This window comes from Microbacterium pratiae, assembly GCF_047302165.1.
Classification (GTDB): Bacteria; Actinomycetota; Actinomycetes; order Actinomycetales; family Microbacteriaceae; genus Microbacterium.
Genome location: NZ_CP154843.1, coordinates 264,729 through 285,034 on the forward strand (window position 1 = coordinate 264,729; position 20,306 = coordinate 285,034).

Here is a 20,306-nt window from a genome sequence, read left to right on the forward strand (position 1 = left end):
CGCCATTGTCACCGACCGCGCTTCGGGGCACGCGGCATCAGCTCGCCGTCGACGACGTCGAAGGCCGGGAGATCCGCGAACACATCGTCATCGAACGAGCCGGTGTCTCTCGGCTCGAGCTCGTCGTCGGGGCGTGGATCGATCATCATCGGCATCCACTTTTCTCCGCGATCCACGGAGCGTCGAGGCCTTGACAATGAGATTGGGGATCGTCCCTGAGCGGTTTAATGTGGTGCTCGTGGGCACCATCTACTACGGAGACGGCGCATCGCCGATCCACATCGAAGACCGCACGCTGGCGCACCTCAAAGTCGTCATCGCGACCAAGCTTCGGCGCGGAGAGAGCTTCACGCTCTCGTGGCGGCACCCCGACGGCGAGCCCACCGGACGCAGCACGATCTGGCTGCACCCCTCCATCCCGCTCCGATTCGCCTTCGACGACCCGGAGCCGACGACACTCAGCCGCGAGTGGGTGGAGGAGATGGCGAACTCCGCGAACTCATCCGGCGGCATCATGGTGGTCACCGAGCACATCGACGACCCCGAAGCCGCTGCGCAGCCGGGTAACGACGCCACCACCTGACCCGCGCGGAGTGGGCGGGGCGATGCCCGCTCAGCCGAGTTCGGGCGCGCCGTCCTCGGCAGGCTCGGGAACGATGCTGAGGCCCGCGGGCCCGCTCGCGACCTGCATGAGCTCTTCGACCCAGTGACGGTTGATCCGTGGCTGGCGGCTGCCCGAGAAGTGGAACTGCAGCGGCACGGACGGGTGGATCCAGTAGCTACGGCGCTCACCCCCGCGGGGCAGATCGATGTCGAACATGAACGGCTCGGATCGACGCAGCTTGTTCATGATGACGATGCGCAAGTGCGCCAGAGTCCGGTCGTCGATCTCGACGGAGTTCCCCAGCGTGTCGTAGATGAATCGGCCCACGGAGTGAGCCTAACGCGCAACCTACGATCCGATAAACGACGTGCCACTCGGGCGCGGGCCGTCAGCCGTCGATCTGGGCGGAAGCCTCCACCGCCAGCATCTCGGCTGCGCCCTCTTCGACGCCGACCGGCACGACCACGGGCCGTCCGGCGCTGAACGCGTCCCATTCACGCAGGACGACGCGCTCGACGTCGACGACGGCGAGGGACGGATACGCGGCGGCCAGGCGCGAGACCACGCCCGAGAACGACGTCACCACCTGCCCTTCGATGGCGAAGCGCTCCTCGATCGGGGTCACCGGGAGGGAACACATGTTCCCATGTTGTCACGCGTCGTGCCGCCTGACGAATGTCAATTCGCGGGCTTTCTCCGCTGACTAGCTACCCGTCAGGACCGGTCGCTGCGCGCCTGCTCCGCGCGCGGGTCGGGAGCGTGCGCATCGACCTCGTCGACGGCCTGCTGCAGCCGCCCGAGGCACGCGATCACTGCCCGCGCCTCGTCGACGGTCATCCCGTCTACGGCCGCGATCATGCGTTCGTGCATCCGCCCCAGCGTCGCCCGCACCTCGTCGTCCGACTTCTCGGTGGCCACGACGTGCACGCTGCGCCGGTCGCTCGGATGCGCCTGGCGCACGACGTGACCCGACTTCTGCAGCCGATCGATCAGGGCCGTCGTCGACGCGGTCGAGATGCCGAGATAGCGGGCGAGCTCGGTCGGACCGACGAGCCGGCCCTCGCCCTGCGCCTTGATGAGGTATCGGAGCACGAGTAGCTCGTTCTCGCCCATCGACATCGAGTCGCGGGTCCGCCGCCGCATCGCGGCCTCGGCGGCACGGTAGAGCCGGAAAGCCTGGAGGACGGCGATGCCGCGCTCGCGGGGAGTGCCGGGATCGTCAGCGTCCGACGGGTACCAGTAATGCGTGGGCGTCGGGACTTCGGGCACTTCGGCATCCTAAGACGCGGGCGCGCCCCGGCGCACGTGGCGCGCGCAGGGATTGACGCGACCGACCATCCGTGAGACGGGATGATCCGGAACACGCACGGCGCGACAGCCCATCACTCCTCGCGGTCGTATCCGAGCGCGGGCCCCTCGCCGTCGATCGTGTGCGCGGCGGGGGCGCCGGCGGTCGCGGCGCGGGCCCGACGGGCGCTCCGGCTGAGGAGCACCGCCGCACCGGCCGCCGACAGCAGCGTGCCGAGGAGCACACCGAGGCGGGCGCCGTCCGTGTGCACGCCGTCGGCGAACGACAGGCCCGTGATGAGCAGCGAGACGGTGAAGCCGATGCCGCACAGCAGCCCGATCGGCAGCAGATCACGCATCCCGACCCCGTCCGGCAGTCGCAGGGGCGTCGTCCGGGTGACGAGCGCGGTCGCCCCGAGGACACCGACCGCCTTGCCGACGACGAGGCCGACCACGATGGCGAGCACGACAGGCTGCGCGACGACCGCCAGCGGGTCGCTCGTCCCGACGACGCTGACCCCGGCGGCGAAGAACGCGAACACCGGCAGTGCGATGCCCGACGAGAACGGACGCACGACGTCGTCGTAGGTGTCGGTCCGCGCCACGCTCTCGCCGTGCAGCGGCCGGGCCGGCACCGCGAAGCCGAGGAGCACGCCCGCGATCGTGGCGTGGACGCCGGACGCGTGGAGGAACCCCCACACGACGAGTCCCAGCGGGAGCAGTATCCACCACCGCGCCCACCGCTGGCGGACGACGACGGCGAACACGGCCGCGGTCGCGAGCGCCACGACGAGCGCCACGAGATGGATGGTCGCGGTGTAGAAGATCGCGATGATCAGGATGGCGAGCAGGTCGTCGACGACGGCGAGAGTCAGCAGGAACGTGCGCAGCCCCGGCGGGAGGCCGCGACCGAAGATCGCCAGCACGGCGAGCGCGAACGCGATGTCGGTCGCCGTCGGGATCGCCCAGCCGCGCAGCGCCTCGGTGTCACCCGTGACGAGGATGACGACGGTGAAGAGGATCGCGGGGAGCAGCATCCCCCCGACCGCCGCGAGCACGGGAACGGCGGCCTCCCGCGGTCGACGCAGACTGCCCGCCACGAACTCGTGCTTGAGCTCGACCCCGACGACGAAGAAGAACAGCGCGAGCAGCCCGTCCGCCGCCCACGTCGACAGCGAGAGATCCAGGTGCAACGCCTCGGGCCCGATCGTGAACTCGGAGAGGGCCGTGTAAGAGCCGGCAAGGGGCGAATTGGCCCAGATCAGCGCGAGGGCCGCAGCCGCGAGGAGCAGCGCCCCGCCCGTCGTCTCACGGGACAGCCAGCGGCGCAGCCGCGCCCGGCGAGGAAGAGCGTCGTACATGAGAGGAGCCTTTCGATCCTCCGTCGGCAGTCGCCGACGGACATGTCGACCAGACTTCCCGACGCACCGACCGACAGCTTACCCGTCGGCCGGCACCGCCGGCGGGCCCTCCTGCGACGCACGCGCCACGTGGAGCTCCGCGATGCGACGACGGTCGAGCCGCGTCACCTCGATCGTCGCGCCGTCCACCTCGATGCGGTCGCCGACGCGCGCCAGGCGCCCGAGCTGTTCGATCACGAACCCGGCCACGGTGTCGGACGTGCCCCGCGGGATCGAGATGCCGGTCGCCTCCTCGAAGTCCTGCAGGTTCAGCCGCCCGTCGACCGGTCCGCCGTCGCCGGCGAGCGGATGCGGCATCGCCTCGGTGTCGTACTCGTCGACGATCTCGCCCACGACCTCCTCGACCAGGTCCTCGAGGGTCACGATGCCGTCCGTGCCGCCGTACTCGTCGACGACGACGGCGATCTGACTCCCCTCCGCCCGCATCGACGTGAGGGTGGGCAGCAGGCGAGCCGTCGAGGGGAAGTACCGGATCGGCCGCACGATCGACTGCAGCGGCCGACTGTCGTCGGTTCCCGCGGCATCCAGCACGTCGCGGACGTGGACGAAGCCGGCGACGTCGTCGATCGTCTGGTCGATGATCGGGTAGCGCGAGTAGGGCAGGTCGCGGACGACCGCGGCGGCCGCGCCCACCGTCTCATTGCCCGGCAGCGAGACCACCTCGGGGCGCGGACGCATCACCTCGCTGAGCTGACGGTCGCGCAGCGACAGCACGTCGTCGAGGATGCGCCGTTCGTCCTCGGGAAGCCCCTCGTGACTCGACACGATGTCGCGGAGCTCCTCGTCGCTCAGCTCCTCTCCGGTCTTGTTCGGATCTCCGCCCAGCATCCGCACGAGCAGGTTCGTCGAGATCGACAGCAGCCAGATCACCGGGCGCATGAGTTTCGCGAACCCGTTGAGCACCGGCGCGACGCCGTACGCGAAGGCGGCGTTGCGCTGGATCGCGAGGCGCTTGGGCACCAGCTCGCCGAGCACGAGCGAGAGGTAGGCGATGATGAGCGTCAGGACGATCGTCGCGACGGTCATCGCGGCGGCGTCGGACAGCCCCCACGACACCAGCACCGGGGCGAGGGAGGGCGCGATCGACGAGGCACCGTACGCCGCCGACGCGAAGCCCGCGACCGTGACGCCGATCTGGACGGCAGACAGGAAGGTGTTGGGGTTCCGCGCGAGAGCCGCGACCTTCTCACCCCGTTTGCCGCGCAGGGCGAGCGCGTTCACCTGACTGTCGCGCAGGGTTACGAGGGCCATCTCGGTCGCGGCGAAGACACCGCCGATGAGCACGAAGACGACGACGAGGACGATGTTGAGGAGCAGGTCGCCGCTCACCGGCTGACCTCGCTCGCGAGACGGGGCGCGCCCGGGGTCACCCGGGCGCCGGGACTGTCGGAGTCGGAGGCCTGCGAGGCTCGATGCGTCATCGCATAAAAATAGCGGCATCCGCTCGGGATCCGCTGAACACTTGACATCCGCTGAACGCGCGACAAAGGCCGAGGCCCCACGACGTCGGGTACGTCGTGGGGCCTCGGCGGCCGTCAGGCGCGGGTCCGGCGGCGGAGTGCCACGGCTGCCGCGCCGATCGCGACCGTCAGCGCCCCGAACAGCGCGAGCCGCATCAGCTGCTCGTTACCGGCACCGGTCGCGGCGAGCGCCCCCATCGGGGTACGGACGGTGTCGTCGTCGGTCACCGGGTTGCCGGTCGGCGGAGTCGCCGTGACGGTCGCGGTGTTGACCACCTCACCGGCTGCCCGGTCGCTCGCGGTCACCGCGTACACGGCGGTCGCGGTCACGGACTCGCCGGGCGCGAGCACGTGCTGCACCCCCGGCCAGGCGCCGAAAACGATCTCCGACAGGCCGCGGAGCCCGTCCTCGATGGCGATGTCGTGGAGCGTCACGTCGCCGGTGTTCGTCACCGTGAAGGTGTAGCGGATGCGGTCGCCGTCCAGTTCGCCGCTCTTCGTCAGAGCGATGGCGGGAGTCTGCGGCAGCGGCTGGTCGAACTCGTCCTCATCGGTGACCGGGTCGCCCGTCGGCGGGGTGCCGACCACGGATGCCGTGTTCTCGACGACGCCCGCGTCGCGGTCGGCCTGTGTCGGCGTGTACGTCGCCGTCGCGGTGACCGACTCGCCCGGGGCGAGCACACCGGCCGCGCCGGGCCAGTCGCCGTAGGAGAGGTCGGAGAGACCCGGCAGCTCGTCGGCGATCGCGACGTCCGTCAGAGTCACGTCGCCGATGTTGGTCGCCGTGAAGCTGTACGTCAGCTCGCCGCCCTCGAGGACGCCGGTCTTGACCAACGCGATGCCGGGGGCCTGCGGCACGGGCAGTTCGTCGTCGTCGTCGTCGGTGACCGGATCGCCGACGGGCGGGACGCCTGTCGCGGTCGCAGTGTTGACGACGACGCCCGCGTCGCGGTCGGCCTGCGTCAGCGTGTACGTCGCCGTCGCGGTGACCGACTGTCCGGGAGCCAGCACACCGGCCGCGCCCGGCCACTCCCCGTAGACGACCTCCGAGAGCCCCGGGAGGGCGTCCGCGACCGACACGTCGCGAAGCGTGACGTCTCCGGCGTTGCGGACGACGAAGGTGTAGGTCGCGACGTCGCCCTCGAGCGCACCGGTCTTCTCGAGCAGGATGCCGGGAGCCTGCGGCACGGGGGCGTCGAAGTCGTCCTCGTCGGTGACGGGGTCGCCCGTCGGCGGCGTGCCCACCACGGTCGCCGTGTTCTCGACGACGCCCGCGTCACGGTCGGCCTGCGTCAGCGCGTAGGTCGCCGTCGCGGTGACGGACTCGCCCGGCGCCAGCACGCCCGACGCATCAGGCCACGCACCGTACGAGATCTCCGACAGACCCGGCAGAGCGTCAGCGATCGAGACACCCGAGAGGGTGACGTCGCCGATGTTCGTCGCACGGAACTCGTACGAGATCGTGTCGCCGTCGACGACGCCCGTCTTCACCAGCGAGATGCCGGGATTCGGCGGAAGGGGCAGATCGAAGTCGTCCTCGTCGGTGACGGGGTCGCCCGTCGGCGGCGTGCCCACCACCGTCGCCGTGTTCTCGACGACGCCCGCGTCACGGTCGGCCTGCGTCAGCGCGTACGTCGCCGTCGCGGTGACCGACTGTCCGGGAGCCAGCACGCCCGACGCATCAGGCCACGCACCGTACGAGATCTCCGACAGACCCGGCAGAGCGTCAGCGATCGAGACGTTCGTCAGCGTCACGTCGCCCGTGTTGGTCGCGGTGAAGGTGTACGCGATCGCATCCCCGTCGAGGACTCCGCTCTTCTCGAGCGAGATGGCGGGGACGGGATCGGGCAGCGGCACCAGCGCGGGCGCCTCGTCGGACACGGGGTCGCCGGCCGGAGGCGTGCCCGTCGCGGTCGCGACGTTCTCGATGCTTCCCGTGGCCACATCGGCATCCGTCACCGTGTAGCTTGCGGTCGCCGTCACCGATTCGCCGGGCTCGAGCACGCCGGGAGCACCCGGCCACGCGCCGAACCGGATGGCGGAAAGGCCCGGCTTGGGATCGACGAGCGTCACGTCGGTCAGCGTGACGCCGCCGTCGTTGGTGATCGTGAAGCCGTAGTCGACGGTGTCTCCCGCGACCCCGCGGTCGCCGTCCGCGAGGACGCCGGTCTTCTCCAGAGCGATCGAGACGCAATTGGCGTTGACGATGTCGATCAGGGTGCGCTGCAGCGCGGAGAACCCGGCGATGTAGTAGTCGGATCCCTCCGTCGGGCCCGAGACCTGTCGGATGTGCTCGCGGAAGTCGGCCAGCGCCTGCCCCGAGAGGTTGTCGCTGACGCCGATCGGGACGATGCGGGTGCCGGTCGCCTTCAGCTCGTTGGCACTGCGGACGGAAGCGTCCATGACGGCGCGGTCCGTGCTGTTGCCGGGTCCGCGTGCCGGGCTGCCGTACTGGGTCGGGTTGCCGTCGGTGAGGAGGATCAGCGCGTCGTAGTCCTCGGGCGTCGCGGTGACAGCCGCGAAACCGCGGTCCCAGTTCGTGCCGCCTTGCGCGCTCGCCGGGCGCTGGATGCCGTTGACGTAGGCGTCGACGGCATCCACTCCCGCCTCGTCGGCAAGAGAGGTCAGCGGCAGCGGGCTGTTCGAGGCACCGCTCGTGGCAGGGGCGTTCGAGGCGAAGTTGTGCACGGCGAGCTGGAGGGGGTATCCCTCGAGCGCCTGCGCCAGGCCCGCCAGCTCGGAGCGCGTCTGCGCGAGCTGCGCATCGGTCACGGAGTTGGACAGGTCGACGCTGATGGCGATGTTCATCTCGCAGTGCTCGCTCAGCGCCGGGTTCGGCGACGGGGGCACGTCGGACTCGACGGCCTGAGCGGCGACGGAGCCGCCGAGGGCGAGTGCGGATGACAGGGCTGCCGCGAGCAGGCCCTTCGTGGCGGTGCGGGCGCGACGTCGTCGCGGCGGTGGTGAGTCTGGGCGCAGGTCTTTCACGGTCGTCCTTCGGGTCGGGGGCACAGCTGCTCGGGCAGCGGCTATGCGGGCGCGGCGAATGCGCGTCGCGGTCGACCCTGGCGGCGACCACCGGTCGGTGACGCGCGAGTCCTGCGAACTTCACCTCGGATTTCACCCCGGCTTTCGCACGGCGGGTCATCGCGCACCAGAATGCTCAGGTGCACACCCGGCTCCTCTGGTCGCTGCTGACCGCCGCGCTCGCGTTGAACGCCGTGTACGGCGGCGTCGCGGGTGTGCTCGTCCCGGCTCAGATCGCGCGTGCCGATGCCGACGACAAAGACGTCGTCCTCGCCGTCGTCCTCACCGCGTCGTCGCTTCTGACCCTCGTCGTCCACCCCCTGGCCGGCGCGGTGTCGGACCGGACGCGCTCACGGTGGGGACGGCGGGCCCCCTGGATCCTCGCGGGCGCGGGCGGCAGCGCTGCCGTGATGGTGGCGCTGGGCCACGCCGAGTCGGTGTGGGCCGTCGCGTTGGGCTGGATCGTGCTGCAGCCGCTCCTGAACGTGTTGGAGGCTCCGCTCGACGCCGTGCTGGCCGACCGGGTCGAACCTGCCCGCCGCCCCCGCGCCGCGGCCTTCTTCGGCATGGGTGCCGCTGGCGGGCTCGCCGCTGGAGCAGCGGGGGCCGGTCTCGGCGTGGCGAACCCGCAGCTCGTGTACCTCGTTCTCGCGGCGGGGCTGGTCATCGCCTCGATCGGATTCGTGATCGCGAACCGCGACCGGTCGAGCCTCGGCGGCAGCATGCGGATCCCCGCCCGCGAGGCGTGGGCCTCCCGCGACCTCCGCCTCGTCTTCGCCGCGCGGTTCTTCCTCGTGCTCGGGCATCAGCTCGTGATGGGGTACCTGCTGTACATCGTCATGGATACCACCGGAGCGTCCGTCGACGAGGCCGGCCGGACCGCGAGCCTCGTCATCGGCCTCCACATCGTCAGCCTCGTCTGCGGCTCGATCGCCGGGGCGCTCTGGATCAGACGACGCGTGCCCTGGATCGTGGCGGCGAGCGCGGTGCTGGCGGCGTCGCTGCTGATTCCCCTCGCCGCACCGGGCGCCGGGGGGCTCGTGGTGTTCGCCGTGGTGGGCGGAGCAGCACGCGGCGTCTATCTCGCCGCAGACCTGGCTCTCATGATCGACGTGCTGCCGTCCACGGGCGACTCCGGGCGTGACCTGGGCGTGCTGGGGCTCGCGACGATCGTGCCGCAGACGCTGGCGCCGGCGCTCGCCGGGCTCGTGCTGTACCTGGCCTCCGGCTCCTACGGCGCCCTCTTCGTCGTCGCGTCGGTGGCAGCGCTGGCCTCGACCGCGGTGATCGCACGGGTGGGATCCGCGCCCGTGAGGAGCCCGTAGGCGAGGGCGGCCGCGATCGCCTCCTCGCGCGACGACGCGCCGAGCTTGCGGTACAGAGACCGGCGCTGCGACTTCACGGTGTTGACCGAGACGTGGAGGCGTGCGGCGATCTCCTCGACGTTCGCGGTATCGACGAGGTGCCGAGCGACGATGCTCTCGCGGACGGTGAGCTGGGGCGCGACTCCGGCGACCGTGATCGGTGCCGGCAGATCGTCGACTTCGCCCGAGAACAGGTCGTGCTCCTCTGCGGGGAGCACGAGGAACGGGGTCCTCAGCCCGTAAGTGCGGGCGAGGACGCCCGCGTGCCGCGCCAGCGTGCGGGCCTCCGCGGTGCGGCCGAGCCGCTCGAGCAGGATCGCCTCGAGAGCGGCGGTCTCGGTCCGCTGCCGTGGGGTGCGCGCCGCGGCAGCGTTGAGGAGTCTCAGAGCACGCTCGTGCTGCCGGTCGAAGACCGCCACCCGCGCGGCGGCGATCATCACGTCGGGCAGGTCGGACGACCGCGACGCCAGCCGACGTGCCGATGCGAGGTCGCCCGCGGCGAGCGCCAGAGCGCTCTCGGTGGCATCGAGCATGCGCGAGGCCGGCGAACCCGACGACATCCGCTTGCCGCGCCGCGACCGCAACGACCGCAGCCGCTCCACGCCCTCGGCGGGTCGGCCTGCCGAGATGTCGGCCCACGCTCGGGCGGCGCCGAGCGCCGGCCAATGCTCGATCGTGTCGATGATCGGCCAGATGGTCGCGACGGCGGCCTCCGCCGCGGCGGTGTCGCCGCGTTCGAGCGCCAGCCTGCTCTCGGCGATCCGCAGCATGCTGCCCTGGTACTCGTCGAGGATGTCGTCCGGCCACGGGCGCGCGAGCGCCTGAGCGACCCAGGTCTGCGCGGCAGGGACCTCGCCCGCTTTCGCATGGATGAGCGCCAAGCCGCCGTAGGCGAGAAGCTCGACGCTCGGCCGGGTCGCCGTGGCGAGCGCCTGCTCGAATTGATCGCTCGCCGCGCCGTCATCCCCTCCGTACAAGAGGCTGATGGCCGCGTGCGCATGGAGGTCGCCGCGCAGTCCGTGCAGCTGCTCGAGATCGGCTGCCGACAAGTCGTCGAGAGTGCGGGCAGCCATCCGAGCCGCACGCACACCGCGGTCGCCGACACCGGTGAGCCGTCGGGCCACCGACTCGACGACCCGCAACAGGGCACGATCGGCGGGTTCGCTCTGGCCGGTCTGAACCCCGAGCAGCGCGACGCCCATCAGCTCGGCAGCGCGGACCATGTGCTGCCGGCGGGCGTTGAGGATGAGCGCCTGCGCGAGGGCGATGATCGGCCAGCGGCGCAACTGGAGCAGCGGGATCGGTCGCAGGGCGGCGGCGATGCGCGCACCATTGCCCCAGAGCAGCTTGAGCCCGTCGCGGCGCAGCGCGGCGTCGACGATGTCGAGGGCACCCGCCGCGGAGCCCTCGACGACGGCGCCCAGCCCGGAGCCCTCTCGGAGCAGGGCTCGGGCTGCGCGGTGATGGATGGCGCGCTGCTCCTCCGCAGGCAGGGGCGTCGTGACGAGCGTGGCGGCGCGGATCGGCGCTGTGAGCGCGAAGATCAACGTGCCGTCGTCGGTGCGCCATTCCCCGTGTCCGGCCCGCTCGGCCTGCTCGACGATGCCATCGTCCCCGCCGAGCTGGGCGACCAGGGCCGGGGTGAGGAACTCCGGCACGGCCAGAGCAGCGACCGCACGGGGCAACGGATGCGGGGCGAGGCGCGCGAGCACGATCTGGACCGCTTCGGGGTCGATGACGTTCGCCTCGACCACCGCGACCACGGCCGCAGGGAGCCCTCCGGCCGCCACGTGCACCGCCCGGGGCTCGAGGTGCGAGCCGCGCGCAGCCACGTAGGCGATGGTCTCATCGAGCGTGAACCCGAGATCGCGCACCCACTCCACGTCCCAGGCGAGGGGCACGGCGCGAGCGCTTCGTACGGCGAGCCGCACGACCAGATCGGGCCGGGTCGCTCGCAGCTGCCGCACGCGCTCCCAGGCGTCGGGGGCGAGAGAGTCGCCGTCGTCGATGACGAGCGTTCGCGAGACCGCGTCGGGGATCCGCCCGTCCCCGACCCACGTGACGTCATCGCGCCCTTCCGCGAACTGCCGCAGCAGGGTGGTCGCACCCGCGCCGTCCGGCCCGAGCAGGGCGACGAGGGACGCCGGCGACGCGAGCGCCGCGAGGAGACGGGGGCGTTCCAGGCGCACCGGGGCGCGCAGGGGTGCCATGGCTGGAATGCTAACGGAGCGGGCTCGATCAGTCGACGTCCCGCGGCACCGGGACCGACCGCCTCGGGATGTGCCACGATGCAGGGATGGATGAGGGTGTTGCTGCCGAGCTGCGAGCGCTTCGCGCCCGCGCGTACGCGGCGGGCGGCGACATCGCCGACGACCCCGTGGCGCTCGCACGGCTGAGCGAGCTCGAGGAGCGCGAACGGCAGCGACGGAGTGCGCGAGATCAGCCGCGCACTTCGCTCATCGCCGAGCAGACCCCGGAGCAGATATCCGAGCAGACATCGGAGCAGACGCCCGAACCGTCGCCGGAACCGGGCCCCGGCACGGAACCCTCGAGCGGCGACGGGGACGACGCGTCGGCATCCGCGCCCGGATCGACATCCCCGCCCGAATCGCCCCCGCGGCCGCTGCGCTCGATGCTCATGTGGGCCGGATCGCTCGTCGCGGTGGCGGCGCTCGCCGTCGGGATCACCGCCTTCGCGACGGCCCGCAGCGCCTCGACGGCGACGTCTCTGCCACCGGACGCGGGAATCACGCACGTCACGACGCTGCTGCCCACGGGCGCGGAGCTGCCGACGTTCTTCGGCGGATACGGCGAGAACCTCGAAGGCCGATCGTTCGAGCCCTTCCTCGGACTCGCGGTGTTCGAGACCGCGATCTTCTGGGCACCCGACGACGATTCGGCGGATTCATGCCTCTTCGTCACCCACGTCGCCGACATCGAGTCGTCGACGAACGACTCCTGGTCCGGCTTCATGAACCAGGGATGCTCGGCGGGTGCGTTCCCGGCCGCCATCTCGTTCGTCGTTCGCGCGGATCAGCCCGAGGAGCTCCTCGAGCGTTATCCGATCGGCACCGCGCTGCAGCTCGTGCTGACGGATGCCGGTGTCGACGTGTTCGTGTCCGAGGCGCCGACGTCCACGGCAGCGCCGGACGCGCGCGGCACCGGCGAGGATCAGCCCGCGGGCTGAGAGATGACGTCGGACTCGGCAGTGACGCCGTTGAGCTCGACGTAGAGGTGACGCTCGGTGACCGAGACCGTCACGGTGTTGCGGCGATCGAGTGCCGAGACGAGGGTGTCGATGAAGCCCGCCTCGAAGCTGTGCAGGGCGATCTCCGAGACGCGGTGGATCTTCTTCCCCGCCCACGCGGCGACGATCGGTCCGGGGTTGCGCTGCGTGTAGACAGCGACGCGGTCCGCCTGCTTGCTGCCGAGGTGCAGACGCGAGGCATCCGGTGCCCCCACCTCGATCCAAGCCACGATCGACCCGGTGAGGTCTCGGACGAGCACGGCGGGCTCGTCCTTCGCGGCGATCCCTTCGGTGAAGTCGATGCCGTCCTCGTACTCGAGGCAGTACGCCAGCAGCCGGGTGAGCATGAAGGCGTCGGTCTCGGACGGATGCCGCGCGATGCGCAGGGCGAACGACTCGTACACACCTCGGTCGACGTCGGCGAGCGTCGCATCGAACGTGTGGATCGTCGCCCCGGCAGCCATGAGGAACGAGCCTAGCCGCCCCGGGGTGCACCACCGTGTGCGACGCTGTTCTCATGCGGATCGCACTGACGGGATCATCGGGAAAACTCGGCACGGTCGTCGCTCGTGAGCTCACGGCGGCAGGCCACGAGGTCATCGGCTTCGACGTCGTCGGCACGCGCGGGCCGGCGTTCGTGCAGATCGACCTGACCGACTACGGCCAGGTCGTCGACGCCTTCGGCGCGGTCGGCGACCGCCACGACGGTCTCGACGCGATCGTCCACCTCGGCGCGGTTCCGGCGCCCGGCGTGCGCCCCGACGTCGCGACGTTCCACAACAACATGACGGCGACCTTCAACGTCTTCCACGCCGCGACGCGACTCGGCATCGACCGGGTCGTGTACGCCTCGAGCGAGACGGTGCAGGGCCTGCCGTTCGACGTGCCGCCGCCGTACATCCCGGTCGACGAGGAGTACCCCGCGCGCCCCGAGTCGGTGTACTCGCTCGTGAAGCACCTCGAGGAGCAGCTCGCGATCGAGCTCGTGCGCTGGCACCCGGGCCTCTCGATCACGGCGCTGCGCTTCTCGAACGTCATGGTGCCCGAGGACTACGCCGAGTTCCCTTCTTTCGATGCCGACCCGCTGCGGCGCAAGTGGAACGTGTGGAGCTACATCGACGCGCGCGACGGCGCGCAGGCCGTGCTGCGCGCGCTCGAGAACGCGCCCGCGGGCTTCGAGCGGTTCCTCATCGCCGCCGCCGACACCGTCATGTCACGCCCGAACACGGAGCTCGTCGCCGAGGTGTTCCCCGACGTCGAGATCCGCGGTGAGCTCGGGACGAACGAGTCGCTCTTCTCGACCCAGAAGGCCCGGCGGCTGTTGGGCTACGAGCCGAAGCACTCCTGGCGCGACCACGTCTGAGGCGCTAGCGGACCTCTTCCGCGACGACGCGGCGGGCCTGCTCGGCCGCACCGAGCGCGACGTACTCGCCCGGCGCGGGCACCTCGACATCGAGACCGAAGACCATGGGGGCGATCTGCTGCACGGCGGCCGACCGCGCTCCCCCGCCGACCAGGAGCACGCGCCGCAGCGGCACGCCCTGGTCGCGGAGCGCGTCGAGACCGGCCCCGAGGCCCGACAGCATCCCCTCGACGGCGGCACGGGCGAGGTTCTCGCGCGTGGTCGAGGCGAGCGTCATCCCCGCCAGCGAGGCCGTCGCATCCGGCAGGTTCGGGGTGCGCTCGCCTTCGAAGTACGGCACGAGGGTCAGCCCTGCCGCGCCGGGCTCGGCGGCGAGCGCCAGCCGTGACAGCCCGTCGTGGTCGACACCCAGCAGCGCAGCGATCACGTCGAGGACGCGCGCCGCGTTGAGCGTGCAGACGAGCGGCAGGTGGTGGCCGTCCGCCGAGGCGAACCCCGCGACGATTCCGGTCGCATCGATCGCCGGCGTCTCGCTCACCGCGAAGACGGTTCCTGATGTGCCGATCGAGACGACGACGTCGCCGACACCCGCGCCGACGCCCAGAGCGGATGCCGCGTTGTCGCCGGCGCCCGCGGCGACCCGGCGACCGTCGCGGTCCTCGACCCACTCGTCGGCGCCGAGCACCCGCGGAACGATGGCGTCGTGCCCGAGGGCGGACACGAGGAGCTCACGGTCGTACTCGCCCGAGGCCGCGCTCCAGTAACCGGTCCCGGAGGCGTCGGAGCGGTCGGTGACGAGCTCGCCGAGGGCTTCGGCACCGGCGGCGCCGTCGCTGACGGGGCCGAAGCCGCGCAGGCGCCAGGTCAGCCAGTCGTGCGGCAGAGCCACCGCCGCGGTACGTGCCGCGTTCTCGGGCTCGTGGTCGCGCAGCCACCGCAGCTTGCTGATGGTGAACGAGGCGACCGGCACGAGCCCGGTGCGCTGGGCGAGCCCATCCGCGCCGAACTCGGCCACGAGATCGGCCGCCGCCTGGGCCGAGCGGGTGTCGTTCCACAGCAGTGCGTCGCGGACGACGTCACCGCGTTCGTCGAGCGCGACGAGGCCGTGCTGCTGACCTCCGATCGACCACGCCGCGACGTCCGACATCCCGCCCGCGACCTCGATGGCCGTCTGCAGGGCGCTCCACCACGCCTCGGGGTCGACGGCTGTGCCGTCCGGGTGCGGCGCACGCCCCTCCCGGACGACCCGACCGGTGTCGGCGTCGACGATCACGACCTTGCACGATTGGGTCGACGAATCGACACCCATCACCAGCGCCATGCCGGCATCCTCTTCTCTCGCGTTGCGGGTCTCGTCGTGTCCGAGCGTCAGCGCGCGCCGAGCAGGTGCTCGGTCGCGAGCTGCTGCAGACGGACGAACCCGAAGCCCTTGCCCCCGAGGTACGCGTCGGTGTCGAAGTCCTCGTAAGCGGAGCGGTCGCCGACGAAGTCGTCGTAGCTCTCGCCGTCGCCGAACGTCGGCTGCGCGAGCTCGGGAACGCGGGCGGCCTCGAGCGCTTCCTGCACCTCGGGATCGGCGCGGAACGCCGCGGCCCGCTCCTTGAGCAGCAGATAGGTGCGCATGTTCGCGGCGGCCGAGTCCCAGACGCCGGTCTCGTCCTCGGTGCGGCTCGGCTTGTAGTCGAAGTGGCGGGGTCCGTCGTACGCCGGGCCGCCGTTCGGGCCGCCGTTCTCCAGCAGATCGACGAGGGCGAACGCGTTGTGCAGGTCGCCGTGCCCGAACACGAGGTCCTGGTCGTACTTGATGCCGCGCTGACCGTTGAGGTCGATGTGGAAGAGCTTGCCGTGGTACAGCGCCTGCGCGATGCCGGCCGCGAAATTCAGACCCGCCATCTGCTCGTGACCGACCTCGGGGTTCAGCCCGACCAGCTCGGGCCGCTCGAGCGACTCGATGAAGGCGAGCGCGTGTCCGACGGTCGGCAGCAGGATGTCGCCGCGCGGCTCGTTCGGCTTCGGCTCGATCGCGAACCGCAGGTTGTAGCCCTTCTCGACGACGTAGTCGCCGAGGAAGTTGACGGCCTCGCGGTAACGCTCGAGCGCCTGACGGACGTCCTTCGCGGAGTCGTACTCGGCACCCTCTCGCCCGCCCCACATGACGAAGGTCTCGGCGCCCAGCTCGGCGCCGAGGTCGATCTGACGCAGGGCCTTGCGGATCGCGAACCGCCGCACGGCACGATCGTTCGAGGTGAAGCCGCCGTCCTTGAACACCGGGGCGCTGAAGAGGTTGGTCGTCACCATCGGCACCGTCAGACCGGTGTCGGCGAGGGCGCCTTTGAGGCGGTCGATCTGCGTCTGGCGCTCGCTCTCGCTCGACCCGAACGCGAACAGGTCGTCGTCGTGGAACGTCAGTCCCGCGGCCCCGAGCTCGGCGAGCTTCTCGACCGCGTGGACGACGTCGAGGGGCGGCCGGGTCGGGCCGCCGAACGGGTCCGTGCCGTTGTAGCCGATGGTCCAGAGGCCGAAGGTGAACTTGTCGGCCGGGGTCGGGGTGCGCATGCGTGCTCCTTCGCGTCGGTTGCTGCGAGCCCAGCGTAAGTCGGTTTGTCTATTACGTCAACAAACTGTGTTCTCGTAGGCTGATCCCGTGACTGTCGCGCCGGGAACCGCCGAACTCGTCCGGCGCGTGAATCTCGCCCGGATGCTCGTCGTTGTGCACCGGGACGGACCGATCTCCCGCGCCGCCCTGACTGCCGAGCTCGGCCTCAACCGCTCGACCATCGGCGCGCTCACGGCCGAGCTCGTACGCCTCGGACTCGTCACCGAGACCGCGGGGGCCGCCGAGGGCCGCATCGGCCGCCCCTCCCCCGTCATCACCGCCCGCGCCGACGTCGTCGCCGTCGCCGTCAACCCCGAGGTCGACGCGGTGACGCTCGCCGCCGTCGGCCTCGACCGGCGCGTCCACGCCCGACGCCGCGCTCTCACGACCGCGCTCATCACGCCGCCGCAGCTCGCGTCGCTCGTCGCGGAGACCGTCGAGGAGTGGCGCACGGGCCCGCTCGCCACGACGACCGTCATCGGTATCGGCGTCGCCGTTCCCGGACTCGTCGAGCCCGCAGCAGGGCTCGTCGTCCACGCTCCGCATCTGCGGTGGACGGATGCCCCGCTCGCCGACCTCGTGTCCGCCGCGACGGGGATCCCGACGACCGTCGGCAACGACGCGTCCTACGGAGCCCACGCCGAGTACCTGTTCGGCGCGGCGCGCGGCGTCGCCGACGTCATCTACCTCAACGGCGGAGCGAGCGGCATCGGCGGCGGGCTGGTCGTCGGGGGCGGTCTCGTCGGAGGCGCCCGGGGCCTGGCCGGCGAGTTCGGCCACAACCCCGCCATCTACGAGGATGCCGCGGACCGCCGCTCCGGCGAGCACGCCGCTCTCGAAGACGAAGTGAGCCGGCACCGGCTGATCGCCTCCCTCGGGCTCCCCGGAGCGGATGACGCGGAGCTGCGCGCCGCAATACACGGCGCCGCGAACCCCGCCGCGCGCGCGGAGCTGCGACGTCAGCGACGTATCCTGGCCTCCGCCGTCGCGAGCGCGGTCAACGTCCTCGACCCCGCGGTCGTCGTTCTCGGCGGCTTTCTCGCGCCCCTCGTCGAGAGCGACGTCGACGAGTTCGCCGAGGCCGTCGCACGGCAGACGATCTCGGGCTCGGCACCGCTCGTGCGCACCGCGGAACTGGGCGACGACCGCCTGCTCGTCGGCGCCGCGGAAGGGGCCTTCGACGATCTCCTCGCCGATCCGGTTCCCGTGATGTCCGGCGCCGCGGCGCCGATGACCGATTCCGGCGCCGCGTCAACCGCCGCCCTGCCGGCCCGCTGAACTCGTACGATCGAACGGTCGCGCGACGTCGCGACATCCGTCCCGAGAGAAACGTCCGCATGGCTTCGAGATCCCCCCGCCCCGCCGATCCGCCGCAGCGGCAGCGCAACGCGCTCGCGCCCGGCATCCTGGGGGCCTCCGCTCTCGTGGCCGGCATCCCGCTCATCGGCGGACAGTTCGCGATCGTGATCTGCTTCATCGTCGCGATCCTCGCCCTCATCGTCGCGTGGTTCGCGATCCAGGCGCGGCAGTGGTGGTGGGCCGTCCCGATGGTCGCCGTCGCGGTGCTCTGGAACCCGGTGTACCCCTTCTCGCTCGATCAGCCGGTCTGGCTGGCGGCGCACGTCGTCGGAGCAGCGACCTTCATCGCCGCCGGCGCCCTCGTGTGGGTGCCGCGCACCCGGGCCGCCCGATGATCGCCCCTGGTACCGGCAGCGCAGGCGCGAGTCCGGTAGGAAGCGGGATCGTCTGGGCCCGCGTCGAGGATGGCTTCCACGTCGGCAGTCGCACCGGCGAGTTCGTCGGCTACATCGACCGGCAGCCCGATGGGCGGTATGTTGCGTACGACTCCCGCTCTTCGTGCGCCGGAGCCTTCACCGACCTGACCACCGCCATGCGCGCGCTCGCCGTCCGCGCCACTCCCGACGCCCCGGACGAGGCGCCGCCGATCGAACTCCGGGAGATCCGATGACCTCGACACCCGACGACCTGCTCTCGGTCCTCTACACGAGCAACGCGCGAGCACCGTTCGGTGACGACGAGCTGGCGGAGCTCCTCGCGCAGAGCCGCGCGTCGAACGCGACGCGCGACCTGACGGGGATGCTGCTGTACCGCGGCGGGCGGTTCGTCCAGGTGCTCGAGGGCCCCGAACAGACGGTGCGCGACCTCCTCGCGACGATCGGCGACGATGCCCGCCACTCCGGCATGCGGGTGCTCATCGAGCAGCCCATCGCCCACCGCGAGTTCCGCGAATGGACGATGGGCTACCAGCCGATCGCGGAGACCACGGGTGATGCCCCGTCGGGTTTCCGCGACACCTTCGACGACCTCGAGGACTCGACCGATCCCAGTGCGACGCTCCGCGCCGCGCGGGAGCTGAGCCTCTGGTTCCGCGTGCGATCGGCTCGGCCGCAGGGGAACTCGACCGCCGGGGCGTAGTTACTCGCCTCGGCCCGTCGCGTCCTGGAGACGGTCGATCTGTTCCGAGGCCTCGGCCTTGGTGAGGTTGCCGGGCAGCTCCTCGCCCGCCTCACGGGCCAGCGTGTCGAGGTAGCTCCGCTGCGGGCCCGTCATGGGCTCGTCTCCTGTGACCCAGTTCTCCGGATCCTTCACCGGGGATCCCTGGCCGCCTCCGTCGGTGCCGCCCAGCGTGTCGGTGCTGCCCAGCGTGTCGGCCGCGGGCGGCGTCGGTGCGGAAGGCTCGCCCGGCGCGGGAGTCGTCGGCTCCGTCGGCACGGGAACCGTCGGCTCGTCGGGCGCGGGGAAGGTCGGCTCGTCGGGTGTGGGGATGCTCTGCTCGCTCATGCCTCGACGCTATGTCGACCGTTCCGAGAAACCGAGGCACTTGCGCGCTCCGCGAAAACCCTTCAACGAGAGAACCCGGCCCGGGGACGCCGTTCGGGCAGCGTCCCCGTGGCCGGGTGTTCTTCGATCGTCGGCGACTCACCGCAAGGAATGCGCAACGCTCACACCGGGCAACCTCAAGAAATCCGCAAGATCGGCCGCTCAGCCGCGGCGGGAGGGCGCGGAGAGCCGGATGACCGCGGAATCGTCGCTCTCACCGAGCCCCTGCGCCTGCGCGAGGAGGTAGCTCTGCTCCGCCGCGGCAGCCACTGGCGCCGGAAGACCTGCGCTCCGCGCCGCACTGCCGACGATCCCCATGTCCTTGACGAAGATGTCCAGGCGGCTGAGGACCTCCGCACCCTCGTCGTCCCAGGCCTGGAGCATGCGGGGACCGCGGTTCCCCAGCATGAACGATGCGGCCGCGCCGGCCTGCAGCGCCTCCAGCGTGCGGTCGAGATCGAGCCCGAGCCGGTCGGCGAGCGCGAGCGCTTCAGCGGCGGCGGCGATGTGCACGCCGCACAGCAGCTGGTTGACCGTCTTGAGCGCTTGACCGTCACCGGCGCGCTCGCCCACGACGGTCAGCGTCGACGCGAGTCGCTCGAGCACGGGCCGGGCGACCGAGAGCGCGTCGGGACGCGCACCGACGACGATCAGGAGGTCGCCCTGTCTCGCCCGCACCGGTCCTCCGCTGAGCGGGGCGTCGACCAGTCCGATGCCGCGTTCCGCGAGCGAGGCCGCGACGTCGGCGACGCCGTCGGTGCCCACGGTGCTGGTGAGCACGACGACGGCTCCCTCGGCGAGCACGTCGACGATGCCGGCATCCCCGAACAGGACGTCCCCGAGCTGCACGGAGTCGCGAACCGCCACCAGGACGACCTGCGCGCCGGTGGCGGCCTCCGCCGCCGACCCCGCCGGAGCGACCCCCGCTTCTGCGGCCAGTTCGAGCCGCGCGGGCGCGATGTCGAAGCCGCGGATGGCGAAGGTCTCAGCCAGGCGCGCGGCCATCGGCAGGCCCATCGCTCCCAGCCCCAGCACGGCGACGGTGGGGTCGGAGGCGGGGGCAGGCGTCAGCGAGAGCCGTTCGACCGCGGCGGTC

21 protein-coding genes are annotated in these 20,306 nt (G+C 71.4%); 8 read left to right on the top strand and 13 right to left on the bottom strand.

Features of this window, described 5'->3' with window-relative positions; genetic code table 11:
* Positions 1-8: 8 nt before the first annotated feature.
* Positions 9-149, bottom strand: a complete 141-nt coding sequence (locus tag AA0Y20_RS01210; protein ID WP_412936762.1) for a hypothetical protein — start codon at positions 147-149, stop codon at positions 9-11.
* An 89-nt stretch (positions 150-238) separates the two neighbouring features.
* On the opposite strand from AA0Y20_RS01210, the gene AA0Y20_RS01215 reads away from it, so the two are divergent.
* Positions 239-583 (top strand): hypothetical protein, encoded by a 345-nt coding sequence (locus AA0Y20_RS01215; protein ID WP_412936764.1) that lies wholly within the window; start codon positions 239-241, stop codon positions 581-583.
* A gap of 30 nt (positions 584-613) precedes the next feature.
* On the opposite strand, the gene AA0Y20_RS01220 is transcribed toward AA0Y20_RS01215, so the two are convergent.
* The 6 genes from AA0Y20_RS01220 to AA0Y20_RS01245 all read right to left on the bottom strand — a co-directional run bounded on the left by AA0Y20_RS01220 (position 614) and on the right by AA0Y20_RS01245 (position 7,760).
* On the bottom strand, positions 614-931 hold the full coding sequence (locus AA0Y20_RS01220; protein ID WP_412936766.1) for an ATP-dependent DNA ligase: 318 nt from the start codon (positions 929-931) through the stop codon (positions 614-616).
* Positions 932-992: 61 nt separating this feature from the next.
* Positions 993-1,244: a hypothetical protein gene (locus tag AA0Y20_RS01225; protein ID WP_412936768.1), complete on the bottom strand. Its 252-nt coding sequence runs from the start codon at positions 1,242-1,244 to the stop codon at positions 993-995.
* 74 nt (positions 1,245-1,318) lie between these two features.
* Complete coding sequence (locus tag AA0Y20_RS01230; RefSeq protein WP_412936770.1) at positions 1,319-1,873, bottom strand: MarR family winged helix-turn-helix transcriptional regulator; 555 nt, start codon at positions 1,871-1,873, stop codon at positions 1,319-1,321.
* Positions 1,874-1,986: 113 nt separating this feature from the next.
* The gene (gene nhaA / locus AA0Y20_RS01235; protein WP_412936771.1) at positions 1,987-3,252 is read right to left on the bottom strand and encodes a Na+/H+ antiporter NhaA; all 1,266 of its coding nucleotides are present in this window, start codon (positions 3,250-3,252) and stop codon (positions 1,987-1,989) included.
* A 78-nt stretch (positions 3,253-3,330) separates the two neighbouring features.
* Positions 3,331-4,641 (bottom strand): hemolysin family protein, encoded by a 1,311-nt coding sequence (locus tag AA0Y20_RS01240; RefSeq protein WP_412936773.1) that lies wholly within the window; start codon positions 4,639-4,641, stop codon positions 3,331-3,333.
* A gap of 206 nt (positions 4,642-4,847) precedes the next feature.
* Positions 4,848-7,760, bottom strand: coding sequence for a hypothetical protein (locus tag AA0Y20_RS01245; protein WP_412936775.1), 2,913 nt, complete (start codon positions 7,758-7,760; stop codon positions 4,848-4,850).
* Positions 7,761-7,939: 179 nt separating this feature from the next.
* Here AA0Y20_RS01245 and AA0Y20_RS01250 point away from each other — a divergent pair, with 179 nt between their 5' ends.
* Positions 7,940-9,124: an MFS transporter gene (locus AA0Y20_RS01250; protein ID WP_412936777.1), complete on the top strand. Its 1,185-nt coding sequence runs from the start codon at positions 7,940-7,942 to the stop codon at positions 9,122-9,124.
* On the opposite strand, the gene AA0Y20_RS01255 is transcribed toward AA0Y20_RS01250, so the two are convergent.
* Positions 9,031-11,373: a LuxR C-terminal-related transcriptional regulator gene (locus tag AA0Y20_RS01255; RefSeq protein ID WP_412936778.1), complete on the bottom strand. Its 2,343-nt coding sequence runs from the start codon at positions 11,371-11,373 to the stop codon at positions 9,031-9,033. The two genes, AA0Y20_RS01250 and AA0Y20_RS01255, sit on opposite strands and share 94 nt — an antisense overlap.
* An 86-nt stretch (positions 11,374-11,459) precedes the next feature.
* Between AA0Y20_RS01255 and AA0Y20_RS01260 the strand changes: the two genes are divergently transcribed.
* Positions 11,460-12,350 (top strand): hypothetical protein, encoded by an 891-nt coding sequence (locus AA0Y20_RS01260; protein ID WP_412936780.1) that lies wholly within the window; start codon positions 11,460-11,462, stop codon positions 12,348-12,350.
* On the opposite strand, the gene AA0Y20_RS01265 is transcribed toward AA0Y20_RS01260, so the two are convergent.
* Entirely contained in the window at positions 12,335-12,874 is a 540-nt protein-coding gene (locus tag AA0Y20_RS01265; protein WP_412936782.1) for a YaeQ family protein, read from the bottom strand. The two genes, AA0Y20_RS01260 and AA0Y20_RS01265, sit on opposite strands and share 16 nt — an antisense overlap.
* Positions 12,875-12,927: 53 nt before the next feature.
* On the opposite strand from AA0Y20_RS01265, the gene AA0Y20_RS01270 reads away from it, so the two are divergent.
* Positions 12,928-13,773, top strand: coding sequence for an NAD-dependent epimerase/dehydratase family protein (locus AA0Y20_RS01270; RefSeq protein WP_412936784.1), 846 nt, complete (start codon positions 12,928-12,930; stop codon positions 13,771-13,773).
* Positions 13,774-13,777: 4 nt separating this feature from the next.
* Here the strand turns inward: AA0Y20_RS01270 and xylB are convergent, their stop codons facing one another.
* Both xylB and xylA read right to left on the bottom strand, forming a co-directional pair.
* Entirely contained in the window at positions 13,778-15,094 is a 1,317-nt protein-coding gene (gene xylB / locus AA0Y20_RS01275; RefSeq protein ID WP_412936786.1) for a xylulokinase, read from the bottom strand.
* A 47-nt stretch (positions 15,095-15,141) separates the two neighbouring features.
* Positions 15,142-16,329, bottom strand: a complete 1,188-nt coding sequence (gene xylA / locus AA0Y20_RS01280; protein ID WP_412936788.1) for a xylose isomerase — start codon at positions 16,327-16,329, stop codon at positions 15,142-15,144.
* Positions 16,330-16,417: 88 nt separating this feature from the next.
* Between xylA and AA0Y20_RS01285 the strand changes: the two genes are divergently transcribed.
* Genes AA0Y20_RS01285 through AA0Y20_RS01300 form a run of 4 tightly spaced genes read left to right on the top strand, consistent with a single transcriptional unit; the run spans position 16,418 to position 18,805 of the window.
* Positions 16,418-17,647 (top strand): ROK family transcriptional regulator, encoded by a 1,230-nt coding sequence (locus AA0Y20_RS01285; RefSeq protein WP_412936790.1) that lies wholly within the window; start codon positions 16,418-16,420, stop codon positions 17,645-17,647.
* Positions 17,648-17,706: 59 nt separating this feature from the next.
* Entirely contained in the window at positions 17,707-18,063 is a 357-nt protein-coding gene (locus tag AA0Y20_RS01290; RefSeq protein WP_412936791.1) for a DUF6804 family protein, read from the top strand.
* Positions 18,060-18,338 (top strand): hypothetical protein, encoded by a 279-nt coding sequence (locus tag AA0Y20_RS01295; RefSeq protein WP_412936793.1) that lies wholly within the window; start codon positions 18,060-18,062, stop codon positions 18,336-18,338. Before AA0Y20_RS01290 ends, AA0Y20_RS01295 begins: the two co-directional genes overlap by 4 nt.
* The gene (locus AA0Y20_RS01300) at positions 18,335-18,805 is read left to right on the top strand and encodes a BLUF domain-containing protein (RefSeq protein WP_412936795.1); all 471 of its coding nucleotides are present in this window, start codon (positions 18,335-18,337) and stop codon (positions 18,803-18,805) included. The genes AA0Y20_RS01295 and AA0Y20_RS01300 overlap by 4 nt, the downstream gene beginning before the upstream one ends.
* On the opposite strand, the gene AA0Y20_RS01305 is transcribed toward AA0Y20_RS01300, so the two are convergent.
* Entirely contained in the window at positions 18,806-19,033 is a 228-nt protein-coding gene (locus AA0Y20_RS01305) for a DUF3072 domain-containing protein (protein WP_412939680.1), read from the bottom strand.
* Between the two features lie 339 nt (positions 19,034-19,372).
* Positions 19,373-20,281 carry an NAD(P)-dependent oxidoreductase gene (locus AA0Y20_RS01310; protein WP_412939681.1) on the bottom strand — a complete coding sequence of 303 codons (909 nt, stop codon included), beginning with the start codon at positions 20,279-20,281 and terminating at the stop codon, positions 19,373-19,375.
* Positions 20,282-20,306 lie beyond the last annotated feature (25 nt).